This window comes from Amycolatopsis sp. NPDC023774 (assembly GCF_040639695.1).
In the GTDB taxonomy this organism is placed as follows: Bacteria; Actinomycetota; Actinomycetes; order Mycobacteriales; family Pseudonocardiaceae; genus Amycolatopsis.
This window is the reverse complement of record NZ_JBFAAJ010000040.1, coordinates 31232-54391: the sequence shown is the minus strand read 5'-3', so window position 1 is coordinate 54391 and position 23160 is coordinate 31232. Positions and strand designations below refer to the sequence as shown.

20 protein-coding genes and 2 pseudogenes are annotated in these 23160 nt (G+C 66.6%); 13 read left to right on the top strand and 9 right to left on the bottom strand.

Features of this window, described 5'->3' with window-relative positions; genetic code table 11:
- Positions 1-376: 376 nt before the first annotated feature.
- Both AB0F91_RS41975 and AB0F91_RS41970 read right to left on the bottom strand, forming a co-directional pair.
- The gene (locus AB0F91_RS41975) at positions 377-826 is read right to left on the bottom strand and encodes a nitroreductase family deazaflavin-dependent oxidoreductase (protein ID WP_360607218.1); all 450 of its coding nucleotides are present in this window, start codon (positions 824-826) and stop codon (positions 377-379) included.
- Between the two features lie 519 nt (positions 827-1345).
- Complete coding sequence (locus AB0F91_RS41970) at positions 1346-1717, bottom strand: hypothetical protein (RefSeq protein ID WP_360607216.1); 372 nt, start codon at positions 1715-1717, stop codon at positions 1346-1348.
- Here AB0F91_RS41970 and AB0F91_RS41965 point away from each other — a divergent pair.
- Positions 1706-2038, top strand: a complete 333-nt coding sequence (locus AB0F91_RS41965; RefSeq protein ID WP_360607214.1) for a DUF418 domain-containing protein — start codon at positions 1706-1708, stop codon at positions 2036-2038. The two genes, AB0F91_RS41970 and AB0F91_RS41965, sit on opposite strands and share 12 nt — an antisense overlap.
- Positions 2039-3347: 1309 nt before the next feature.
- Here AB0F91_RS41965 and AB0F91_RS41960 read toward each other — a convergent pair.
- The gene (locus tag AB0F91_RS41960) at positions 3348-3905 is read right to left on the bottom strand and encodes an alpha/beta fold hydrolase (RefSeq protein ID WP_360607212.1); all 558 of its coding nucleotides are present in this window, start codon (positions 3903-3905) and stop codon (positions 3348-3350) included.
- Between the two features lie 973 nt (positions 3906-4878).
- On the opposite strand from AB0F91_RS41960, the gene AB0F91_RS41955 reads away from it, so the two are divergent.
- The 10 genes and pseudogenes from AB0F91_RS41955 (at position 4879) to AB0F91_RS41910 (ending at position 13515) form a co-directional block, all read left to right on the top strand.
- Positions 4879-5538 (top strand): TetR family transcriptional regulator, encoded by a 660-nt coding sequence (locus AB0F91_RS41955; RefSeq protein ID WP_360607210.1) that lies wholly within the window; start codon positions 4879-4881, stop codon positions 5536-5538.
- A gap of 782 nt (positions 5539-6320) precedes the next feature.
- A pseudogene (locus AB0F91_RS41950) lies at positions 6321-6428 on the top strand (thioredoxin-disulfide reductase); the annotation flags it as partial.
- Between the two features lie 786 nt (positions 6429-7214).
- Positions 7215-7547: pseudogene (locus AB0F91_RS41945) on the top strand (FAD-binding protein); the annotation flags it as partial.
- A gap of 749 nt (positions 7548-8296) precedes the next feature.
- Positions 8297-8467 carry a BBE domain-containing protein gene (locus AB0F91_RS41940; protein ID WP_360607208.1) on the top strand — a complete coding sequence of 57 codons (171 nt, stop codon included), beginning with the start codon at positions 8297-8299 and terminating at the stop codon, positions 8465-8467.
- 203 nt (positions 8468-8670) lie between these two features.
- Positions 8671-9405, top strand: a complete 735-nt coding sequence (locus AB0F91_RS41935) for an ABC transporter ATP-binding protein (protein WP_360607206.1) — start codon at positions 8671-8673, stop codon at positions 9403-9405.
- 2 nt (positions 9406-9407) lie between these two features.
- On the top strand, positions 9408-10121 hold the full coding sequence (locus AB0F91_RS41930; protein ID WP_360607204.1) for an ABC transporter ATP-binding protein: 714 nt from the start codon (positions 9408-9410) through the stop codon (positions 10119-10121).
- Entirely contained in the window at positions 10114-10977 is an 864-nt protein-coding gene (locus AB0F91_RS41925; RefSeq protein WP_360607202.1) for a branched-chain amino acid ABC transporter permease, read from the top strand. The genes AB0F91_RS41930 and AB0F91_RS41925 overlap by 8 nt, the downstream gene beginning before the upstream one ends.
- The gene (locus AB0F91_RS41920) at positions 10974-11960 is read left to right on the top strand and encodes a branched-chain amino acid ABC transporter permease (RefSeq protein WP_360607200.1); all 987 of its coding nucleotides are present in this window, start codon (positions 10974-10976) and stop codon (positions 11958-11960) included. Before AB0F91_RS41925 ends, AB0F91_RS41920 begins: the two co-directional genes overlap by 4 nt.
- Position 11961: 1 nt before the next feature.
- Positions 11962-13122 carry an ABC transporter substrate-binding protein gene (locus AB0F91_RS41915; RefSeq protein WP_360607198.1) on the top strand — a complete coding sequence of 387 codons (1161 nt, stop codon included), beginning with the start codon at positions 11962-11964 and terminating at the stop codon, positions 13120-13122.
- Between the two features lie 180 nt (positions 13123-13302).
- On the top strand, positions 13303-13515 hold the full coding sequence (locus AB0F91_RS41910) for a hypothetical protein (RefSeq protein WP_360607196.1): 213 nt from the start codon (positions 13303-13305) through the stop codon (positions 13513-13515).
- A gap of 41 nt (positions 13516-13556) precedes the next feature.
- On the opposite strand, the gene AB0F91_RS41905 is transcribed toward AB0F91_RS41910, so the two are convergent.
- The 6 genes from AB0F91_RS41905 to AB0F91_RS41880 all read right to left on the bottom strand — a co-directional run bounded on the left by AB0F91_RS41905 (position 13557) and on the right by AB0F91_RS41880 (position 19215).
- Positions 13557-15857 carry a penicillin acylase family protein gene (locus AB0F91_RS41905; RefSeq protein ID WP_360607194.1) on the bottom strand — a complete coding sequence of 767 codons (2301 nt, stop codon included), beginning with the start codon at positions 15855-15857 and terminating at the stop codon, positions 13557-13559.
- Positions 15858-16022: 165 nt separating this feature from the next.
- Positions 16023-16301 (bottom strand): hypothetical protein, encoded by a 279-nt coding sequence (locus AB0F91_RS41900; protein ID WP_360607192.1) that lies wholly within the window; start codon positions 16299-16301, stop codon positions 16023-16025.
- A gap of 640 nt (positions 16302-16941) precedes the next feature.
- Positions 16942-17763, bottom strand: coding sequence for an isocitrate lyase/phosphoenolpyruvate mutase family protein (locus AB0F91_RS41895; RefSeq protein WP_360607190.1), 822 nt, complete (start codon positions 17761-17763; stop codon positions 16942-16944).
- A 51-nt stretch (positions 17764-17814) separates the two neighbouring features.
- On the bottom strand, positions 17815-18222 hold the full coding sequence (locus tag AB0F91_RS41890) for a hypothetical protein (protein WP_360607188.1): 408 nt from the start codon (positions 18220-18222) through the stop codon (positions 17815-17817).
- Between the two features lie 445 nt (positions 18223-18667).
- On the bottom strand, positions 18668-18859 hold the full coding sequence (locus AB0F91_RS41885) for a hypothetical protein (RefSeq protein ID WP_360607186.1): 192 nt from the start codon (positions 18857-18859) through the stop codon (positions 18668-18670).
- A gap of 185 nt (positions 18860-19044) precedes the next feature.
- The gene (locus AB0F91_RS41880) at positions 19045-19215 is read right to left on the bottom strand and encodes a hypothetical protein (RefSeq protein ID WP_360607184.1); all 171 of its coding nucleotides are present in this window, start codon (positions 19213-19215) and stop codon (positions 19045-19047) included.
- 847 nt (positions 19216-20062) lie between these two features.
- On the opposite strand from AB0F91_RS41880, the gene AB0F91_RS41875 reads away from it, so the two are divergent.
- Both AB0F91_RS41875 and AB0F91_RS41870 read left to right on the top strand, forming a co-directional pair.
- Entirely contained in the window at positions 20063-21094 is a 1032-nt protein-coding gene (locus tag AB0F91_RS41875; RefSeq protein WP_360607182.1) for an alpha/beta hydrolase, read from the top strand.
- Between the two features lie 694 nt (positions 21095-21788).
- Entirely contained in the window at positions 21789-23087 is a 1299-nt protein-coding gene (locus AB0F91_RS41870; RefSeq protein WP_360607180.1) for an MFS transporter, read from the top strand.
- The last annotated feature ends 73 nt before the right edge of the window (positions 23088-23160 follow it).

Sequence of the window (23160 nt, the reverse complement as noted above, 5' to 3'; positions counted from 1 at the left end):
CAAAGCCAGCCACTTCCTCGCCTTCCTCACCCTCGGAGCCGCCCTGACCTGCTACAAGAAACTCCGAAAACTCACCACATGAGACGCGCTCTAAGTGCTCTCCAGGAACTCGCGCAGCACCTGGTCGGAGTGGACGGCCGTAAAACCGCCGAGGAGGTCAGCCCGCGCGGACTTCCGGAGGCATGAGCAGGGTGTCGCGGGTCGCGCCCCAGCACGCCTCCGCAACGCCGGCCGCCGGCGGTCGCTTCACGCCAAGGTCGAGCCTCGGTGCCCGCGAGTCGACCGCTCCAACGAAGTTCGCACAAACCAAACGAGGACAATCTCTGGAAGGATCCGTCACGGCGACTGTTCCGGAAATCACCGTGCGGAGACTTGGTCAGCTGCCGTCAATCGGTTCCAGGACAAACACGGGGATCTCCCGGTCGGTCTTGCTCTGATACTCCGCGTACGACGGATACACCGCGACCGCTCGCTCCCACCACTCGGCCTTCTCCGCTCCGGTGACCTCACGTGCCCGCATGTCCCGCCGGACCGGGCCGTCCTGGAGTTCAACGTGGGGGTCGGCCTTGACATTGAAATACCACACCGGATGCTTCGGCGCGCCACCCTGCGAGGCAACCGCCATGTACGTCCCCTCGTGCGCCACCCGCATCAGCGGCGTCTTGCGGATTTTTCCACTTTTCGCGCCCCGTGTCGTCAGGATGATGACCGGCAACCCGACGTCGGGCGAGACGGTCCCCTTCGTCCCACCGGAACTCTCATACAACTCCACCTGATCACGCACATACTTCACCGGGCTCGGCTCGTACTCGCCCTCGAGAGGCACCGTTCCATCCCTTCGCCGTCGTCACACAACTTCAGACCCTGGGTAACAGCGGCAGCGGAACGCCTTGTCCTTACCGGCCTTGGCGCAACATCGTGCTCCCGGCCCTGTCTCGGCGCAGAGTAGGCACTCCCTTCCGTGGTGGACGAGTTCTACCCCGCGATTTCTGCCCCGCGATGCCGGACGTGACCCTTCTCGCCTGTCCTGGTATTGGGCTTCGCGCCGCCGGAAACGAGCATCTGGATGCATCGCCGGATAACCAGGGACGGGACGTGGAACAACGTGCTGCGGCGCCTGCTGACCGCCGCGATTCGACTGTGAGAATGATCAGGTGCCGCCCGATGCTCGGGGTCTGGCCCGCGATACGACCGGCGCTCTTCCTGCAGATACTTGATGTCTAAGGGCGGCGGGCGTGCACGGCCACTAGGCCGAGCGAGGCGAACCACCGCCCGGGCTGCGTCAGCTTGTCCTTCCAGCGCTCGATCGTCTTCGCGTCCAGGATGTGCCCGCCCGCGCGCTCGTTCAGCTGGTCGAACGTGAGCGCCAGCCATTCCGTCCCGAGTGAACCGCCTCGGCGTACGGGAGTTCGCACTCGACGCCGATTTCGGTCAGCCCGCGCGAAACCACCAGTCGCGGCAGTTTCCGGCCGAAGTCGACGTCGGCGACGGTCGCGAGGACGTCGCACCAGGCGCGCATCGCGAGGGCGTGGTCGGTGTCCTCGTCGATCGCGCCGACGGAGAACGTGTCGCCCTCCTCCAGCAGGAGCCAGCGACCCGGGCGCAGCGCCGCGACGAGCCGGTCGAGCACGACCTCGCGCTCGGGCAGGTGGTTGAGCAGCAGCCGCGCGTACTTCTTTGCGTGCCAATCTGGCTGATCCAGCTGGTGTTCAGTCACGTGGTGGTGCGGACGCTGTTCGTGGCCACGGCCGTCGGCACGGTCGCGTTGTGGGCCTGGACGTTGCCGCTGACCGACGGGAACCTGGCACACGTGCTCGAGGGGAACCTCGCCCTCGTGCCGGCCGTCGCGTACCTGAGCGGTCTGGTGCTGCTGCTGCTGCGCTCGGCCCGGCTGCGCGCGGCGCTGCTGCCGTTGCAGCGCTACGGCCGCATGGCGCTCACCAGCTACCTGACCCACGCGATCCTCGGTCTCGTCGTGGTGGGAGCGCTCATTTCCGCGTGGCCGATCCCCAGCTCGGTGCGAAAGGGCCGTAGGTGAAGCGGGACAGCCGCACGGCAGGCGTCGTTCGTCGGTCAGGAGGCCGGCGCGCAGGGCCCAGCAGCCCAGCACCGTGTGGCCGAACGACTGGACAGCGACCGCCGACGCCAGCCACGACATCTGGCCAATGCCGGCCCCCGCGTAGTGGTCCGTCAACGCGACCGCGGTAGTGCCAAGGTCGCCACCGAACCCGACTACCAGGCCGATGGTGAGCAGAACCCTGCGGAGCTCGGAACAACAGCGCGAGCAGGGCACCGTTGATCGCGTAGGAAGTGAGTACGTCCGGCGCGTGCAGCAGAAACGCGTTGGCCAGGCGGAACACGAGAAGGATGGCCATCCGGCGCAGATACGGCGCCCAGAACTTCCCGCGCCGAGACATGTTCCCGAACTGGATCGCCGCACTCACTTCGAAAAGGAAGGCCAACATGAGGTGGAACTTGTCGAGCACCAGCAGGTCCACGAGCCGGCCGGACCACGTGTCCACCGCTGAGGTCTCGGGTGCGGGATGGTGGCCGGGGCTGGTCTTCGTGTAGTACTCGCCGATGTTGACCAGTAGGATCGTCATCACGGAGATCGCGCGGATGTTGTCAATCGATTCGATCCGCCGACGGATCACCGGGGTCGCGAGCCCCCCGGGTTGGCGAAGTCGTATTCACGGATATTTCCCTTTAGAGTGCCCGGTTTGGCGTGCCGGGGCCAGCATGCAACTGTCCTTAATGGGCAGACATCATGCTCAGGGAAATGCGGGGTTGTACATTCGGCTGCCCTGGCGCAATCCATGTGCATATTGGCATCGATGTGGCTGGCGTGCAGGAAATTCAGGGCACGTTCGCGAAGGAATCGATATTCTCCGCGGCGGCGGGCACGGTTGACCGGGCGAGGACCGCGGAGAGGTTTGGCCAGCTTGAATGAAGCTGGGGAACGCGGGTTCTGCCGCGAGCCCGTACCGAGTCGAACGAGCACGCTACCGCGACGGAGCACGCAGCCGTGACCGCGAAATTATGGTGACCGCTCCTTCAACGACACCCTCGTGGCCGGGCTTGCCGGATCGGACTCGATGCATGCTGCGCCCGCGTTTGGTCTGCGGCGGAATATGTCACGCAACGTCGTCTACGACAACGGCTCGCCTGGCTGTGGTACGGCAACGTGCGTTGGCACCCCCGTTGAGGTGAATACGTCCTTGCGGATGAGGTCCGCGATCTTCTTCGGTTGCTCCATCTGCACCCAGTGCCCGGCGTGCTCGACGCGATGGAAGGTCACGTCTGGTCGCACTGCGTGAAATTGGCTTCGGTGATTGGCCGGGAGGACCTCACGTAGAATATTCGCGATGGGCTTCGGCGGATCTCATCAGGCGCGTCGAAGTCGAAGCCACGGCGTCGCGCAAGAGCGCGGCACCGACTTCGGGATCAGTGTCTTTGACGGCTTGCTCGACCTCTTCGGCGATCGTTGCCTCGGCCTCGTCGCCGAGATTGGCACGAAGAAGGCCGTTCACAGTCTTGTGAAAGCCGTCGCGATCGAGTGAGCTCGCCAGGCGATCTGCCCAGTCTTTGACGGCGTCACTGACAATGAGCGAGGAATCGAGCAGGAAGGCAGCCTCGATCTCCTGCACCTCGTTCGTCATGCGCAATGCTGTCGTTCCGCCCGCGCTGTGGCCGACAAGTGCTACGCGTGCCAGCGAGAGATCTTCAATGAGCCGACGGAGCTCCTCGATCTGTGCCGTCATGCCACGAGCGCCTTCCCCTGCAGGCGAGGAGCCGTGTCCGAGGAGGTCGACCGAGACGACGTGTGAGTCGCGACTCAGCTCGTCTGCCAGAGCGGCGTTTTGTGCCCGCCGTCCGCCGAGGCCGTGCACGAGGACGATCGTCATTTCTGTCTCGGGTCCTTGCGCGGTGAAGCTCAACAGAGTCCGTCGTGCCACCGAGAACTGCTCCGTTCAATGTTCATCTGTTAGGAGGTTCTTGGCGAGCTTGTACCGCTGATCTGCGTTGTCCGAGGCCTGTCCTAGACGCTTCGCAAGCACGCCCGTCCCCATGGTCGGCGTGGTCAGTGAGCTCATGCAATGTTCGAGGCAGCGATCGGCCGCGTCTTACCCCCACGGATGGACCCAAAAGAGTGGCTGCCACCACACCCGACGAGCCGAACCGGTTTACGCGTCGCAACTCGTCTCGGCCGTCGACGCACCTATCTCGACCAGACGTGTGCTGCTCACTGTCCGTGTGCCCTTCCGAGCGCTCACCAAGTGGCCCGCCTGAGCTGTACGACATATCGCAGGGTCGGGGATCGCCATTGTTGGCATGACGGACCGCGCCGGGCTTGGCGTCGAGCCGGCACGAGTTCGCCATCGGCACTACGACACGGGTCGCGGCTCAGAGCATCGATCTGTGGTGCGAGCCGGCGCATGGCTCGCCCCAATCACAGGCCGCGGCTTGCTGCCGTCTCCTGCCATCGTCACTTCGATTGGCGTAAAGGCATCGGTCTTCTTTCAGGGTCGGCGAAAACTTGCCCCGAAGTTCCCTTGAGCCTCTGCTTCTGCTTCAAACCGGTGCGTTGGCGTCAGCCGGCGGTAAGAACCGATCGTCGGCTGACGCTGACAACAAGGTGAGCATAGAGGAGAGGGTCGTAGTTGGCTTCTTCGTCGCGATCGGCCGCGACCCAGGCGCCGTTCTGGAGCACGGCCGGGTCGAGATCGACGAGGGCGGCTGTTCGAGTTGGAATTTGGCTTGCCTGCTCATGCCCGAAGCCGAGAGCTCAGGTATTTGTTAGTAAGGCTGGTCGACGCCCATGGGGAAGCCGGAGTCAATGGCCGGACCACACGCGAGCAAGCAGGAGCGCCCCGTCGTATGACGAACTCCGCCGGCGAACCAGAACGTACTGGCCCTGTCGGCCGCCCTCGTGACACGGCCTTGGACGAGGCAATCATCCTCGCGACCCGCAGGCGGCTGGTCAAGGACGGCTTCTCCAAGATGACCATCAAAGACATCGTGTCCGATGCCAAGGTCGGCCGCTCCACGCTGCGTCGACGGTGGCGAAACAAGTTCGACCTGGTTGTGGACGCCCTCGACTACGGTTTTCGCAAGCAAGGTGACTTGTACACCGTTGATCTGAACGCCCTCGAACCACGCGACGCGCTCGTAGAAGCCGTCCGCCATGTCGACCCCGCTCGCTACAGCCCCGACGCCATGGTGCTGATGGGAAACTTCGCCGCCGAGGCCATCCGCACGCCGGAGCTGATGGAGATCTTGCGCGAGCACGCGGTCCGGCCCCGCGTGGGATTCATCGAGAGCGCGTTGACACAGCTGCAGGGGCGTCGTGCGGTCCGAGCCGGTATCGACGTCCACACCATCTCGACGTTGTGCTTTGGAGCGTACTTCGCGAACTACTACCGCGGCGAGAGGTACAAAGACATCCCTCAAGACGTAGTGGCTGTGCTGTGGCCAACGATCGCTGCTCGCACAACCATGAACCGGCGGTCGACCTCGCCGATGCGACGTGGCAGGTAATCAGGCGCGGTGAAGAATTTTCGTTCTCTGCGACTTTCCTGACGGACCTTCAGCCATTGCATACGGAAAATGAGGTGTCGCGAGGGGGTGTGTCTGCTGGTGCTGCGAGGCAGGGGCGCCGGTTGGGCAGATCGATGAGATCCGGTTTGTCAGCTGGGGGTTGGGTGCGGCGGTTGACTTGGGCGGGGGTCTGTGTCCTCGAGCCAGCCGGCTTCGGACAGGTGGTAGCCCGCTTGGAACCGGTAACGCGCCGAGGAACCGGTACGTCAGCATCATCCGGCGGTAAGAACCGATCGTCGACTGACGCCAGTATGAAGCCGGGCAACAGAGGTAGGAGCGTATGGTCGAGTCAACAGTGCGGCTGATCGAAAGGCCGAGTGGGCGTGGTCGATCCGCTCCGCAGGACTTGGACCTCAGAGATAATACCCCGTCTGCCACGATGATTGCGAAGGCTGCGATTGCGCGTTCGTTCGACGCGTTCGAGTCACGCCGCTGCGAGCATGCTCTCGGAACCCATGCAACGACGCGCGACCGAGACTCTGTGCTGTCGCGATTGAAGACGGAGGCTCCTCGACGGTTCTTCTGGTTGAAGAATCTGGTCGCGACGTTGCGTTGGGTGCTGTGAGGCGCCGCGAACGCGCGGCAGGAAACATTCGTCGACGGTGATCGACCGACCGGCAGAGGAGCGCGGCAACGGAGTGCCTCGGAACCGCGCTCTGGAGCGTGAGGGCGCACATCACCGCGATGGCCGGCTGATGCACACTACGAGCGGAGGTTCACGAGTGGCTGCCGAGGAAATCAGGAACCTGTTCATCGTTGGATCGGACCACCGCGGTTACACGGCCGCGGTGCACAGGACGCGCGGGCGGCTTGAACCGTTGGTCCTTGAGGTCGGCGCGGAACCTCTGCTCGCTACCCAGGACGGGACCGGACTCGACGGGTGCGGCGTGGCCACCGGTAGCGTCGACAGTGAGTTGCTCACCGGCGAAGTCGACGGCCGAGGGGGCGGCGCCAAGATCGGTGAGCAGGCGTCTCGCCGCCAGTCCGCGGCGCTGGTGTTCGAACTAATCGGCGGTTACGTCGAGGACGATGTCGACCGGGTCACGCAGGTCATTCGTCAGGTTGGCACAAGCGGGCGGGTGGGTGAGGTGCTCGCCGAGGCGACCCGGTTCACCGCTTACCTCGCCGCCGAGGCTCGGGCCGCGGGCGTCCGACTTAGGGCCGAGCAGATCCGCAAAGGGGTGCTGTCGCGGCTGGGGGCGACGGTGCCACCGCACCATGAGCTCGCAGTGTCGACTGCGTTGGACGCGCTCTTCGAGGGGCGGTTCTACGCGGCGACCACCGCGTTCGGCGACGGTTCGGCAGGAGACCTGATCGCGCTACACGCTTTGACCGCGTTCACCGCGGTGCTCGGCCTCCACGTGTCCGCAGCCGGCGAATTCACGTCTGCCAACCTGGTGGCCTTCGCGTCGGTCATGCGCCCCCGTGACTGACTGCTCACTGCCGGTGGTGCCCGATGTGAATCGTGAGAATCGTTGACGAGAATCCGGTCGCGATGGTCATCATCAGCCATCCTTCGCAGCGAAGTCATCGGTGCGGTTCTCGTCCCGGGGCAGCCTCGCTATGCGGACGAATGCCGGCAGTACAACTTGTTGGCCACCCTGGAGCCCGAGGTTGTGGTCAGCGCGGCCCGCGCGGCGGATGTCGCGGCCGCGGTCAGGTTCGCCGGGGCCCGGGGATTGCCTGTTGCGGTGAAGAACTCGGGCCATCAGATGATTTCCTCTGCGCGTAGCGCTGTGCTCGTCACGACGCGACAGATGAAAGGCATCTCGATCGACGTAGCGCGCCGAAAGGCTCGCGTGGCAGCCGGTGTGATCTGGCAGGAGGTCATCGACGAGGCGGCGCGGCACGGTCTGGCTCCGCTGAGCGGTTCAGCGCCGGACGTGGGGGTGACCGGGTACACGCTGGGCGGCGGGCAAAGCCCCGTCCTCGGCCGGAGCCTGGGCTACGCGGCCGACCACGTGCTTTCCCTCGACGTAGTGACGGCCGGCGGGCAGCTGCGCACGGTGACTGCCGATACCGAACCCGACCTGTTCTGGGCGCTGCGTGGTTGCAAGGGCAATTTCGGGGTGGTCACGGCGCTGGAGTTCGAGCTGTTCCCCGTCACCCGTTTCTACAAGGGCTCCCTGTATTTCGCGGGCGCGCACCTGGCCGAAATCCTGCACGCTTGGCGCGTGTGGGTCACCGGCTTGCCCGTCGAGGCGACCTCGTCGATCGCCGCGCAGCGATTGCCCCTGCTTCCCGAGCTGCCGGAGCCGCTGAGGGGAGCGAACGTGGTCCACCTCCGTTACGCGCACCTCGGGTCCGAACAGGACGCCGAGCGTCTGCTCGCCCCGATGCGCGCTGTCGCACCGGCGATCCTCGACGCGATGTCAGAGCTGCCCTACACGGCTTCGCGGCGGATTCACAACGACCCCGAAGACCCGATGCCGTACTGGGACAGGACGACCTCACTGCGGGAGTTGTCCGCCGAGGCTGTCGAGGCCTTTGTGGGGGTCCTCGGTCCTGAGTCTGGTTCGCAACTGGTCAATGTCGAAATCCGGCACCTGGGGGGTGCCTTCGATCGGGAGCCGGCCGTCGCCAACAGCGTCTCCACGCGGGGTGTGCCGTTCGTCGTGTTCGGCTTCGGCGTCGGCGCGCCCGACCAGGCCGAACTGATGCGCGGCAGCCTGGGCGCGGTGATCGACGCGCTGGCCCCGTGGTCAGCGGAGCGCCGGATGGCCAACTTCCTTTCGCCAGACGAGGCCACCAGTCCGGCCGAAATGGAAAGGCGTTCGGTCCCGAACGCTACGCCCGCTTGGTCGAGATCAAAAAGGCCCACGACCCGGCCAACGTGTTCCGGTTGAACCACAACATCCCGGCCGCCTGACCAAGGTGTTGGTCGACGTACCACCGGTGGGCATCCAGGGAGACGAGAGCCGAACGACCTTGTCGGAGGGTGTGATCGGGCAATCGGGTCCGGTCCCACCTGTGACGCATGCCCGGTTGTCCACGCTGTCCCGGCCGGTTGATCAATCATGGTGCGAATCGATTAAGCACCGACGATCGTGGTGCGCCCGAGAGAGGAGAGCGGTGGAGTTCGAGGTGGTGGACGCCACAGTCCAGTTCGGTGGCGTGTACGCGCTCGATCACGTGACGCTGCACCATGACTCAGACGGCGTACTTGGCCTCATCGGGCCGAACGGGGCGGGTAAGACGACGCTCCTCAACGCGCTATCGGGTGTCACCCGCCTCAAGTCGGGGCACATCCGGCTGGGCGGCACGGACATCACGCACCGCGCCTCCGAGCAGATCTCGCGGCTGGGTGTCGCACGCACCTTCCAGAACCTCCAGGTGTTCGGTTCGCTCACGGTGCTGGACAACGTGCTCGTGCCGCGCTGGGTGCGCCGTCGTATGCACAGGTCCGGACCCGCGGGGCGCGCCGCCGAACGCCGGGCCGCGCTGGGCGTGCTCGACCGCGTCGGTATCGCCGATCACGCCGATCGGCTCGCCGGCACCCTCGCCTACGGGCTGCAGCGGCGCGTCGAACTCGCGCGGGCCCTCGCGGCCGAGCCCCAGCTGCTGCTCCTGGACGAACCACTCGCCGGACTGTCCCGCGTGGAGGGTAACCGGGCGGCGCAGCTGTTCGCGGACCTCGCCGAAGACGGGATCACCGTGGTGCTCGTGGAGCACGACGTCGGCAGTGTGCTCGCAGTCTCGCACCGGATCGTCGTGCTCGATCGCGGCGGCGTGCTCGCCATCGGGACACCCGGCGAGGTCGTCGCGGATCCCGCTGTGCGCCGCGCCTACCTGGGGGAGGGGGACTGAGCGTGCTGCGGGTGGAAGGGCTGGTCGCCGGATATGGCGCGATCGAGGCCCTGCACGGCGTCGATCTCGAGGTTGCTGGTGAGGAGACGGTCGCCCTGGTCGGGCCGAACGGCGCGGGCAAGAGCACCCTGTTCGGCGTCGTGTCCGGGCTGCTGCGGCCGTGGCGGGGCAGGGTCGAGTTCGATGGCCAGGACGTCACGCGCTGGTCCGCCGAACGTCGCGCACTGGCCGGACTCGTGCTGGTACCGGAGGGCCGGCGCGTGTTCGCCGGGCTGTCTGTGGAGGAGAACCTGCGGCTGGGTGCCTATCGCCGTGCCCGCGGCCGCTGCGTCACGGACCGCGCGACGGAGGTGTTCGATCTGTTCCCGCGCTTATTGGAGCGCCGCGGCCAGCGCGCCGGGACGCTGTCGGGAGGCGAACAGCAGATGCTCGCGATCGGCCGGGCGCTGATGGGCGGGCCCCGCCTGCTGCTGCTGGACGAGCCATCACTCGGCTTGGCTCCACTGGCTGTGCGGGAGGTGGCTGACGCGCTCGCCCGTCTCATCCACGGCGGAGTGGCGGTGGCGCTGGTGGAGCAGAACGCGGCCGTCGCGTTTGGCCTCGCCTCGCGCGGCTATTTGCTCGACCGTGGTGAGGTCGTCACGTCGGGCCCGGTCGAGCAGCTCCGCGACGACAAGCGCGTGCAAGCTGCCTACCTCGGAGACACTCGTGGCTGAACTGTTCACCGGACTGGCAACCGGTACCACGTACGCGCTCGTGGGCCTTGGCATTGCGCTGATCTTCCAGGTCACCGGCGTGATCAACTTCGCGCAGGGTGACTTCGTGGCCGTCGGCGGGCTGTTGTTCGCGGTGCTGCGTGAGGACGGCTTCGACACTCCGGTCGCCGCAGTGCTGTCGATCGTGCTCTCTACGGCGATCGGGATCCTGACCTACGCCCTGGTGATCCTGCCTGCGCGACGCGCGGGGCACGACCGGCTGATGATCCTCACGATTGGTGTCTCCATCGTCCTGCAGGGCGCGGCGCTGCTGGTGTTCGGGGCGGACTCACACTTCGCGCCGCCGTTCGGGCCTGGCCGGCCGCTACGTTTCGCCGGGATCACGCTGCCCTCGCAGTATGCGTGGTGCGCGGGCGTGACGGCCGTCGTGATGGTGCTGCTGTGGTTGTTCCTCACGCGGACCCCGACCGGCACGGCGATGCGGGCGAGCGCGATGGACCCGGACGCTGCCCGGCTCACGGGGATTTCGCCGGAGCGCATGGGCTTGTTGGTCTTCGCGCTGGCCGCCGGGCTGGCGGCGATCGCCGGTACCGTGCTGGCCCCGCTGCAACCGCCGGACGCGACGATCGGCGTGGCGCTCGGGCTCAAGGGCTTCACGGCGGCGGTGATCGGCGGGCTGGTGTCGCCGATCGGCGCGGTCGCGGGTGGGCTCGTGATCGGCTTGGTCGAGACGTACGCGACAGGCTATCTGTCGAGCGAGTACAAGGACACGCTGACATTCGGCCTGCTTCTCATGGTGCTGCTGATCCGGCCTGGTGGGCTCGTGCGACGGGGTGCGGGGGTGGACCGCGTATGAAGCTGCTGCGGAATCGCTGGACCGGGTACGCGGTGTTCCTCGTCGCGCTGCTGCTGGTGCCCGCGATCTTCACTCGGGTGCCGTTCTACACAATGTCGGTCGCCGTCGTGATGGGACTGCAGGCGATCACCGCGCTCGGGTTGGTGCCACTGACCGGCCGCGGCCGCCAGATCTCCATCGGACAAGCGGGCTTCTACGGCATCGGCGGCTACACGTCGGCTCTGCTGAGCACACGGCTCGGGGTGTCGCCGTTGCTCGGCATCGCCACCGGCGCGGTGCTGGCTGCGATCGTGGCGTGGGTGCTGGGGCGGTTCTTGTTCCGCGTGCAGGGCCATTACCTCGCGCTGGCAACGTTGTCGTTCGGACTGACGCTTAACTTCCTGTTCGCGCAGCTGCCGCTCACGGGTGCGACGAGCGGGATCACCGCAGTGCCGTCGATCAGCCTGTTCGGATCGGACGTATCGAGCGACCTGTCCGTGTACTACCTCGTGGCCGCGATGCTGCTCGCGGCCACCGTGGTCGTCGACTCGTTGCTGAGGTCGCCACTCGGGCGCGCCGTGACGGCCGTGGGGGATAGCCCCGTTGCCGCCGCCGCCAGCGGCGTGTCGATCTCCGCGCTGCGGCGAGGAATGTTCGCGCTCTCGGCCGTGCTCGCAGCGATCAGCGGTGGGCTGTACGTACACTGGTCGTCGTTCGCGGATCCCAGCATGCTCGGCATCCTCGTGTCGATCCAATTCCTCGTGGTAGCAACGGTCGGCGGACTGCGGACGGTGTGGGGCGCGCCACTGGGGGCGTTCGTCGTGATCACGCTATCCGAGGTGGCCAAGTCGACGATCCCGGATTTGGTACCGGGCGCGTCGGGCGACTACGAGATCGTCGTCTACGGCGTGGCGCTGATTCTCGTGCTGATCTTCCTCCCGGATGGTGTGGCAGGCCTGTTCCGGAGGCGAACATCCATCGTGCACAACCTGAAGGGAGATTGACGTGCGCACATTCCGGTGGCCGGCGTTGCTCTGCGCGGCGGCCTTGACACTGACGGCCTGCGCGGCCCAGGAGACCTCGTCCAGTTCGGACAGTGGTGAACTCAAGATCGGCGCCAGCCTCGAGCTGTCGGGCGCAACCGCGAGCATCGGCACCGCGTACCGCAACGCGTTGCAGCTGAAGGTCAAGCAGCTCAACGACGCGAACGCGCTCGGCGGCCGCAAGATCTCGCTGGTCATCCGTGACAACCAGACCAAGCCGGACGAGGCCATCCAGGTCGTCAACGGCCTGATCAACAACGACAAGGTCAACGCCCTCATCGAAGGTGGCTGCAGTGCCTGCGCGGTCGCCGCGGCGAAGACGGTCGAGAGCAAGAAGATGCCGACCATCGCGCTGGCGTCCGCGAGCGCGATCACCACACCAGCCTCAGCGCACCCGTACACGTTCAAGATCTCGCCGAACCCAGGTGAGGATGCCGTGGTTCTGATGAACGAGCTCAAGAGCAAGAGTATCTCACGCATCGGCCTGCTGAACGTGAACAATGTCTACGGTCAGGAGGGCCGCGCCGCGGTCACCGCCGAGGCGGCCAAGCAGGGCATCACGGTGGTCCAGGCCGAGCAATTCGGCGAGACGGACAAAGACATGACCGTGCAGCTGCGCAATATCGTAGCGAAGAAACCGCAGGCTGTCGTGGTCTGGGCTGTGTCGCCGGCTGCCGGCATCATCGCGACCAACGCCAAGGACATCGGCTACACCGGTGGTCTATATCAAGACGCCGGTGCGGGCGCGGAGCTTTATGTGCAGGGCGCCAAGGCCGCGGCGGAGGGCACACATATGGTTTTCGTGCGGACGCTGGCCGCTCCGGATTTGCCCGGGACCGACCCGGTGTCAGCGGCGGAAAAGAAGTGGTACTCGGACTACACCAAGGCGTACGGGCCGTACTCGGGGTTCACGTCGTTCGCATCCGACGCGCTGCAGATGATCGTGAACGCCGTCAAATCGGTCGGCACTGAGCCGGTGGCGCTGCGGGACGCGCTGGAGAAAATGGGCATCGACGGCGATTCAGGGCGTATTCAGAACAGTGCCGAGAACCACTCGGGGCTGCAGCCTTCAGCGCTGGCGGTGCTGGAAGTCCGAGGCGGACAGTGGCACCTGGCGAAGTGACAGTATGAAGCAAGTGCGACGACCACTCCGGCGTTCCAACAAACGCGACACCTTCAACGACTGACAGACGTATACCTGTTGCGACGTGCGCGGGCACAGTTCAGCGGGACGCACTCACGGACCCGGTTCTCACGGTACGCAGGAGAACCGGGTCCGGGCCGGTCGGTTGTCGGACGGCAGTTGGAGCTCGACTCATACCCGCTGCTGAAGTCCGGCGGCTTCAACTGGGTGCTGTTGCTGGCCGGCCGCAGCAACAATCTCGGTGATCAGCCGATGGCGGGGCACCACAATCACCGCACGTCTGACGTCGGACGCCGCTTCCCCGAGATCTACGACGTCTGGCGACGGTTGCTGGCGTACATCGGATTATCGGTTCGGCGCACGCAGCGGTGAGCAAGGGGTGGACGTCGAGTGGCGCACTTCGCGCAGGGTTTTCAGGCGGGCGGGTTCAGCTCGATGACGGTTTCGGCCTCGGCGTCGATCCGCTCCCGGGTGTAGAGCAGGGGAAAGGCTTCGCCGCGTGCCCACCGGGCGAACAGGTCGGTGAGGTGCGGGTCGTCGAGGCGGCCTGACTGGCCCGGCGCGTTCATCGCAAGCGACGAGTCCCACTTGCCGACATCGACGACGATCCGGAACGTCGCGCCGGCCGACTGCACAAAGTTCGGCCCGTACTCGGTGCTGCCGACGGTGTCGCCGCTGCCACCGCGCGGAAGAGGTTCAGTGGTGAGCCGGTCTTCGGGCAGGCTGGGGAGCAATGCCTTCAGTGGGTGCTGCGCGCGGGCGACGTGCAGCCGGCCCCACGCCCACGCACTCCGGTCGGAGCCCAGCAGTTCTTCGAGGTCGGCGACGGCGGCGGGCAGGGTTTTCGCGACGACGGCGGCGAAGGCGTCGGAGTTCTCGACCAGTTCGAGGGCGATGCGGGTGTCGGCGAGCAGGTCCTCCGCGGGTGAGATGCGGGTGGCCGTCGTGTTGGCGGCTTCCGCGCCCACCAGCGGTTCCAGGGCCTGTGCCAGCAACGCGGGCCGCAGGTGCCGCCGGTTCCAGACCTCGAACAGCGCGGCGGCCGCGCTGTCGGGGGCGAGCACGGCGTCCCAGCTCGTCAGCAGGTCCAGCCCGTCGACGTCCGCCCGCAGTTCCCGCAGCCGCGCCACGATCCGCCGCGCGGGCACGGACAGGAAGTCGCTCTGCAGCGCGACCATGCTCTGCGGGGTGGCGTCGGTGGTCTGCGCGAGCACCTCATCGATGCGGAGCTTGCGGTACGGCGCGGACCAGTCGTAGGTGATGTGCCGGTCGGGCGGGTAGCCCGGCGGCAGGTTCATCTCGTTGGCGGTGGCCAGGAATCCCGCTTCCGGGTCGACGGCGCCCGGCAGCTGGTCGGTGTCGTAGTAACCGGCCCACTCGTAGCGGCCGTCGCCGGGCACGGGCAGCGTGCCGTCCCAATTGGGCCGGATCGGTGTGAGACCACCGGTCTGCCACGCGATGCGGCCCGAAGGGTCGGCGTAGACCTGGTTCTCCGGCGGGGCGCCCCAGCGGTTCATCGCGGCCGAGAACTCGTCCCAGTTCCGTGCGCGCATGTAGTCCATGCTGCCGAGGTAGGGCGCCATGCCGGCCTCGAGCCAGGCGGCGCGGACCGCGTACGCCGTGTTCCGCTCGGGATCCTGGTACACGACCGGGCCGTGGCGGGTGAAGAGCAGCTCGACCTCGACCGGGTCGCCGTCGCGCACGACGATCGTGTCGGTGACGCGCCGCATCGGTTCCCAGCGGCCGTCGTAGCGGTAGCTGGTCGGGCCGGCCGGATCGGTTTCGTAGACGTACAGGTCTTCCTGGTCGATCGCGAAGATGGTGAGGCCGAAGGCGATCTGCCCGTTGTGGCCGATGGAGATGCCGGGCAGCGCAGGCTCGCCGCCGCCGATGACGTTGAAACCCGGCGCGTTGAGGTGCGCGATGTAGCGCAGGCCGGGCAACGCGGCGGACGCGCGGTGGGGGTCGTTGGCCAGCAGCGGCCGGCCCGAGCGGGTGCGCGAGCCGGCGAGGACCCAGTTGTTGCTGCCTTCCGGGAGCACGTCGCCCTGTGGGTCGTCGGGCGCGGGCGGCGCGAAGACCGGCGCGGTCGTGGCCAGGTCGTACACGCGCAGCACGTCGTCGGGGATCGCGGCGAGGTCGAGACCGTCCGGGACCTCGACGGGCCGCCAGGGCTCGCGTCGGCGCCGCAGCTCTTCGACGTCCGCGGGCAAGTCGCGCAGCGTGCGAGCGCGGGCGACCTCCTCGCGGACGTTGTAGAACAGGCCGTGGCTGCGGATGCGCGCCACGTCTTCGGGCGCCCACAACGCCGGCTCGTAACCGAGCTCGCGGAACTCCGCGGGCAGCAGCTCTGGGTTGCGGTGCGTGAGTTCCACGAACGCGTTGACGCCTTCGACGAACGCCGTCGTCGCGCGTTTCGTGTCCGAGCCGTACGCGAGCCACTCGCGGTGCATGTCGCCGCGGTAGAGGAACAGCCGCGCCGCGCGGTCTCGCTCCACCTGCTCAGCACCGAAGACCTCGGCCAGCCGGCCGAGCCCGCGTCGGCGCCAGAAGTCGATCTGCCACAACCGGTCGCGGGCAGCGTTGAAGCCCTGCACCCGGAACGCGTCGTACGTACTCGCCGCGTAGATGTGGGGCACGCCCCAGCGGTCGACAACGATCTCGGCTGGCGCCGTCAGCCCAGGCAGCGTGTGGGAAATTCGTTCAGGTGCCATGACTGTCTCTCATCAAGGGGTTTACGGCATTGTCGGGGAAGGTGTGCCAGTGGACTGTGTGCAACGGATGGTCTCCTACTTGCTCGGCGGATCCGCCGGGTGTTACGAGCCGCCGGGGCGACACCCCCGTAGAGCCTGCTGATCGTGCAAGACGTCGTCGAGACATCACGCGAACTCGGGGTGCAGCAGGGTATAGAGGGGCTCGAGCCCGGCGATCCGGTAGGCGGTGCGCAAGCACCGCTCAGGTGGGCTGGCGGGCCGTCGGGGCGTGGTGATGGGCGAAGAGCAGGCGCCGGTCGGCGGCGCGGGGGCGCGCAGCGCCTGATCGAGTGCGCAGCGGAGGCCGGCGTACGACGGTGTCCGCGCGATGATGTGGTCCGAGCCGAAGACGCGGCGCTCGTAGTGGTACGGGCCGGAGTAGTTGCGGGCCACCGCCGGCGGCATCGGCAGCGCGTCGCGGCAGGCCGTGACCAGGCGCGGGCACCCGCCTCGGCACGGGCGGTGGCCGCACGCTCGGCCACGGTGGGCAGATAGCCCGGCGCGGGCGGCCGGGGCGTCGTGGGTGGTTCGAGCTCGGCCCGCGTGGCGAGGTCGAGCAGCACCAGCTCGTGAGCCGTCATCGCCCGCAGGCTGAACGGTTTGCCGGTGATCGCTTCTGCCCACTTCGGCCGGCCGGCCACGAACTTCCGGACCCGGGTCAGCTGGGCGGGATCGGCGAACGGCGACGAGACGCGCGCGGCGTCCCGGTGCGGCTCGGCGAGCTGGGTGTCCGCGAGGCGGGGCCCTGCCTGCTGCCGGGCTCGGCACCAGTGGCAGGTGCGCGGGCGGCTGCAGGCTGGGTTGGTACGGCCGAAGCGCACGACGTTGCCATGGCCGCACGCGCCTGCTGTGCGCTGTGCGCGGTGTGTCGGCATCCCCGCACCGGTTTCGGTCATGTGTTTCCCCACTTGTCGAACGCGCCTGACCGGCCTCTGCCCTCCAATCGCCCGGATGTATCCGCGCGAGTCACGCGGGCAGTCAGACGGCTCACGTCTCGATCCAACTGCATGAGGCAAGTGCCCAGGTGCCCGGTTGCGTGGCCGTGTTAACCCTTGATGAGGTCGATGATGTGGCCGAAGTTGAGATCCGATGCAAGCGCCGTCAGGTCCCCCTCCGCCAGCTTCGCCGCGGCCGCCTGGGTAGCTCCGAGGGCGTGTGTGTAGGGGTCGACCCCGAGGCTGATCCGGCGGACACCGATCGTCTGGAGTTCTGCGAGGGTAGCCGTGTCCTGGGGGCTGACGAGGAGGTTGACCGGCTTGGGCGCGACTGCCTTGATGACTGCGGTGATGGCGGCCCGGTCCGGCAGGTTCGGTGCGTAGAGAACGTCCGCTCCCGCCTCCGCGAAGGCGGAGAGCCGGCGGATGGTGTCACCTAGGTCGGAAATGCCCCACAAGAAGTTGTCCGTACGGCCGGTCAGAACGATCCGTCCGCGCGCAGCTGCGGCTGCAGCCTCGATGCGGCGAACCGCGTCGTCGAATTCGCGAATCGCCTGGGAGGGGTCGCCGGTGGTGTCTTCGATTCCGATGCCGGCCAGGCCGTGGGCGATAGCGGCATCGACGGTGGCCCGGACGTCCTCGGGCGTCTCGCCGTAGCCGTCCTCGAAGTCACCGTTGATCGGCAGACCGCTCACCGACGTGAGGAGCGCGGCGTGAGCCAGGTGCTTGTCGCGGCTGACGGCGTGGATACCGTCGAGCCGACCCAGTGTCGCCGCGAAGGCCGCCGAGGAAGTTGCGACGGAGGTGAATCCGGCTTCCTTGAAGAGCAGCGCCGACGGGGCGTCCCAGGCGTTGGGCATGATGAACGCTTCGGGGCCGCCATGGAGTTCAAGGAACTGTTCGTAACGGGCGTGTTGCGGCGTGTCAGGCATGGTGATGCTCTTTCTTCGGTTTGACGATCATTCGATGTCCGGTCTCGGCCGCTACTGGCCGTCGGGGTCTTCCCCGGCGGTGTTCTGCTTGAGCTCGGAGACCTGATAAAAGGCGATGGCCCAGCCGGTTGCGGTCCGTTTCAGCAGGATGCTGAGGTAGACGTTGACCGTCGGGCGAGCGGTGAAGGAGAAGTCGACGTTGAGGTATCCGAGGACGAGGTCGTCGGAGAGACGCCTGCTCTCCAGGACCCGGTACTCGGCGGTCAAGCCGGGCGGTTGGGAGTCGTAGTAGGCAGCAATGCCGGGACGTCCGACGCTGTAGGGGTGCAGGCCCTGGAAGATGGCGTCGTCGGTGAAGTGGGCCGCCACCTGGTCGGGCTGGTGCTTGTCGACGGCGGCCTTCCAGCCGTCGAGGACGCCGCGCAGGATCGTCACGTTGTTCGCGGTGTTCTGGTTCATGGTGGTGCTCCCCGGAAGGAGAAGGATGCGGCTGACCGGGCGCAGGCCGTCGAGGAACCGGTGGGGCGGTGTACTGCAAGCCGCCCTTGGGCAGCGAGGCGAGAAGGGCAGGGACTCGGGAATGGGGTTGTTGATCTCGGTGACGGTGGTGTAATCCTCGGCGGTATAACCGAGGAACGGTTAGGAGACGTATACGCCCGCGTTGTTGACCAGGGCGTCGACGCGGCTGACCCGCTCGGCGGCAGCGGCGGCCAAAACCCTCAGCACGAGGGCATCAGTGTCGAGCCGGTTCCGCGGAGCCGTTCAGCCAGGTCGGTTCCGTTGTTCGGGCCGCTCGGCGTCTTCAAAGATGCTGTGCATGAGCAACGGTGCCCGGCCGGCGCCGGCAGTCCTCGCTCCGAGTTCCGAGCCGGGTTTCCGCGTGACGGCTGGTCCTCCGACCTGATCATTGCCGGGCCGGGCCTGGATTCGCTCGGTTTTCATCCAGGGACACGCCGTCGTCAGCCGGGATGCCGGCGTCGTCCGACTCGGCCCGCGGCGAGGCTGCTTCAGCAGGCGCGGCCTCGTGGTCGCGAGCGAGCTGGGCGATGAAGTATTCCGGGTCGTCGGGGCCGAAGTGTCGTTCGATGCTCTCCACCGGCTTAGCACGCTCCAATCACCAAGGGGCCGTGGCTTGTCCCGTCGGCCGCCGTCGTCACCTCGATTGGTGTCACCCCACGGGAGAATCTTTCGGCGCTCGGCGAATACTCGACCTGGAATTTTGCCGCCGGGCACCGGCGAGTCTTCCGCCCCGGGCCGGGTCGCCGAGGGGTTGCAGGTAGATCACGTGGCGCGGTCGGTGTCCCACGCTATTGCGAACATCGTGCGCCGGCCGCACCCGGTGATGTTGACGGTGACGACGCGACGCTCCAGCTCGACCGCGGGTTCGGTCGCGGCCGGCGCCGAGAAGAGCCAGCGAGTCGTCGGCAGGCGCGGCCGATGTGCGCAGACCACGCGTCGATGGTGCTCGGCCTTCGGAGATCCCGGCTCGGCAGGCGAGCTGAGCCAGGTGTGCGGATGGTTCCGAGCCGGTGCTGAATGCGGCATCATCTTCCTGGCCTGTGCTCATGGCCGGGCGCGTGCTGCGGTGGCGATGTGCGGTGCCGTGATCCCCGCGGTGGCGGGCAGTTGGGGCCGGGCCCGTGTCGTCGTTGCGCGGGCGTGGCGTCGTGAGCACCGCGAGCAGGTCTGCCGCAGTGCTGGTGCTGGACCGGATCGAGTCGGAACGCAGCCGCGCGGCCTGCCACCGGCGGCTCGCATCCCCGGCTCTGATTGCAGATCGCCTCCGTGACCGAGATGCGCCGGACTGTGGCGATGGTCTGTCCGGGTCATTTCGGGTGGTACCTCGATGAGGCCGGAGCGTGGCAGGCGTTCCGCTCGCACGTCACGAAGTAGTTCGTCGAAGACGCGCTGGCGGACGGCGAGGTGGTGCGCCAGTGCGTCTTCGACGTCGTACTTCAGGTTCTACTTGCGGTGACGGGCCTGAGCCTCGGATGGAGGCTGGGGCGGGCCGGCTCGGCTGCCCGAGGTCCGAGGGTAAGAAGTCGCTACCTCCAGGCGCTCACTGTCTGAAGCGATCTGCTGAGCCATAACTCGATGGGGTTGCAGTCTTGTAGCTCAATCGGGTTGAAGTGGGGCATCGGCCGGCTCCAGCCTTCAGTCGAACGAAGGGGAGGGGGCGGATGGTCCAACGGCACGTTTCCATCCGGCCGATTCCGAACCGAACGTGCATGGCCGACTGGGTCGCTTCATCGTCCCGTGCGTCTGGTGACGCGTAACGATACCGACTCCAAGTAGGAGAATGATGGGCATCAAAATAGGAAAGGTCAACAGACCCTTCGCGTTCATTGCGGCTTTGGCAGCTTTGCTGCTCGTGATTTTCGCTACTTCGAGCTCCGCGGCACGGGGCGGCAACGATGAGCATGCCTCCGCGGCAGCACAGTCACTTTCGCCATACCCGCAATCTCAACCGCCTGCTGGTTTTCAGTCCAAGTACGCGGAAGTAAATGGCTTTCGTATGCACTATGTGCGGGGCGGCAAGGGTTCGCCTGTGGTAATGATCCACGGGTTCCCTGAGGATTGGTCCGAGTGGCGGCAGCAGATGGTCGTGCTTTCCGAGACCCACACTGTGATCGCAGTCGACATGCGTGGTGCTGGCGAGTCCGAGGTCACCAAGAGTGGTTATGATACCGCGCAGTTGGCGAAGGACGTGCATCAGCTGCTGACGCAGCTCAAGCTCAACAAGGGCGTCCAGGTAATCGCCCACGATCTTGGTGAGTGGGTCGCCTACGCCTACGGGGCGCAATTTCGGTCGGAAGTGCGGAGCATGGCCGTGATGGAAGCCACCATCCCGGATGATAGCTGGTACAACTACCCCGTGCTCAACGCCGACCCGGTCCAGCCCGCGGCGTGGCACTTCGGCTTGTTCCAGCTCCCCCTCGCGGAAAAGCTCATCGCCGGTAACGAGCGCGACCTCGTCCACGACATGATGCTTGAGTACGTGGCGGGCGACAAGTCGCCGTTCACGGCGTCGGACTTTGACTACTACGCCCACTTCCTGAAGGAGCCCGGCCGCACGACGGCCTTCATGAGTATCTACCGTGGAATCCGCACAGATGTTCAGCAGAACAAGGAATTCCTGGCTCAGGGCAAGTTGAAGATGCCCATCCTCGCGATCGGTGGTGAGCTTTCCTTCGGTTCACTCATCCCCGATCAGTGGCGCGAGTACGCCGTGAACGTCGAGGGACACGTCCTGAATGGTTCGGGCCACTTCGTGACACAGGAAAGGCCGGAGGAAGTGACGGCTATGCTGCAGTCCTTCCTGCAGAAGTAACTTTCCCCGCCAAGGGACGAACGACAACAACCCCGGCAACCTGCGAGAATCATCTACGTCGGTAGGTTCGCGCTGGTGGTGGCTGCAGCTCCGCCAGCGCGAACCAGCGGGTGGTGCCTTGAACAACGGCGTCGAGAAGCGGTAGCTCTGCTTCGGCGTGTTCCAGGTACCGCCTGCCGAGACGAAGGCCGAGGTGAAGACCGCACTGGGCGCCGACTACCGCAGCATCGACACCGCCACGGCCTACTGCAAAAAGCCGCCGTCTGCGGGGCGCTCGCCGAATCCGGCGGCACGCCGGGCGAACCCACGACGGCCGCGGTATTCAACGCCGCGAGGGGCACTCTCCTTCGAAGTGGTAAGAACCCACTTGGGCTCGACGCTGATCGCCTGTGCAGCAACGTCGACAACGAACGTGCATGACGTGTGTGGACCACGGCGGCCCTCGGCGATCCTACAATCTTGGGCGACGGGCGTGGCCAAGGCTTGTGCACGGGGTCTCCGTAGGTCCAGGCAACGGCTCCCGCGCTCCGGCGTCGAGTCAGGACGACGGCTCTCCTTTTCCTTCATGGGCTGCGGCGCGGTCGCGGCCCGTGATCGCGGCACAGGCGCGGCTCCAGAGTTGTGTTGATCCTCCGCCGGTGGGATTGCCAATGGCGAGTCGAGCTGCGATGTGCTGGGGAGTAAGGAGAACATCATGACGACGGATGCCGAAGGGGAGACGCCGGCGCGGCACGCAAGGCAGGTGCGTGTGGTCTCGACATCGTCGTGTGCCGCAGCCGTCCCGATTCAGCCTGCGGCCGCTCGCGCTGCCGTCACCGTTGTAGAGCCAGGGAGCAAACGAGGCTGGGCCGCAGTCGGCGCCATTGCGCTCGGCGCGTTCATCGTTGTGATGACGGAAACGATGCCGGTGGGGCTGCTGCCGCGGATCGGCGACGGATTACATGTTTCCCTGGGCCTCGCGGGGTTGATGGTGCTCGTGCCGGGTTTCAGTGCCGCAGTGTCGGCGCCACTGTTCTTTCTCAGCTCCGGCCGATTCGACCGGCGCTCGGTCATCCTCGTCCTGGGTGTGACGGTGCTGGTGTCGAACGCGATCGTCGCGGTGGCGCCGAACTTCGTCGTGGTGCTGATCGCCCGCATGTTCTTCGGCGCCACCCTCGGAGCTTTCTGGACTGTGGTCTCACCGGTCGGCCCCAAGCTGGTGGGCCCCGCCGGCGGCACTCGCGCCATCACCATTGTCGCGGCAGGTATTTCCGGTGGGACAGTGGTGGGGCTGCCGGCGGGACAGTTCCTCGGCGACCTCGTGGGCTGGCGTCTCACCTTCGCCACCGCTGCGGCAGCGACACTGCTTGTCGTGGTCGCGCAGGCGTTCGTCTTGCCGGGTATTCCGCCGGACGGGCGGACGCACCTGCGTGATCTCGTGGGAGTCGTGACGCGGCGTGCCGCCCGGTTGGGGATGGCGGCGGGGGCGGTGGTGTTCATCGGACAGTTCACCGCCTGGACGTACATCACCCCGTTCCTGCTGGACCACACACATCTGTCCGGCGGTGTGATCTCCCTGCTGTACGTCATCTACGGCTGCGGCGGCATCGTTGGCTCACTTGTCGCCGGGTCGCTGTTCAAGCGCGGAGTGATCGGCAGCTTCGCCGGGGCAGCGACGATAGTGGCCGCACTGCTCATCGGGCTGGCGAGCGCGGGCACCTTATCCTGGCTGGCCGGCCTGTTGTTCGTGCTGTGGGGCCTGTTCTGGGGAATCGTGAACCCGGGAACGCTCGTCTGGATACTCGACGCGGCCCCGGAAACTCCGGAGGCGGCGTCGGCGGTGAACGTGACGAACCTTCAGATTGCCCTGGCGGTGGGATCCGGCGCCGGCGCGATCCTCGTTTCATCGACAACCCTGCCGACGGTGTTCCTCACCGCGGGTTTGATCGTCCTCGCCTCTGCCGTGCTCGCCGGGGTCTCCGCACGGTTCCTGACACTCGCCCGGAGGGAATGAGGACATCAGGGCGAGGCCGGGGCACGGTCGGCTCCCGGTGTGTCGGTGTCGGCCGGCGGTAAGAGCCGGCCAT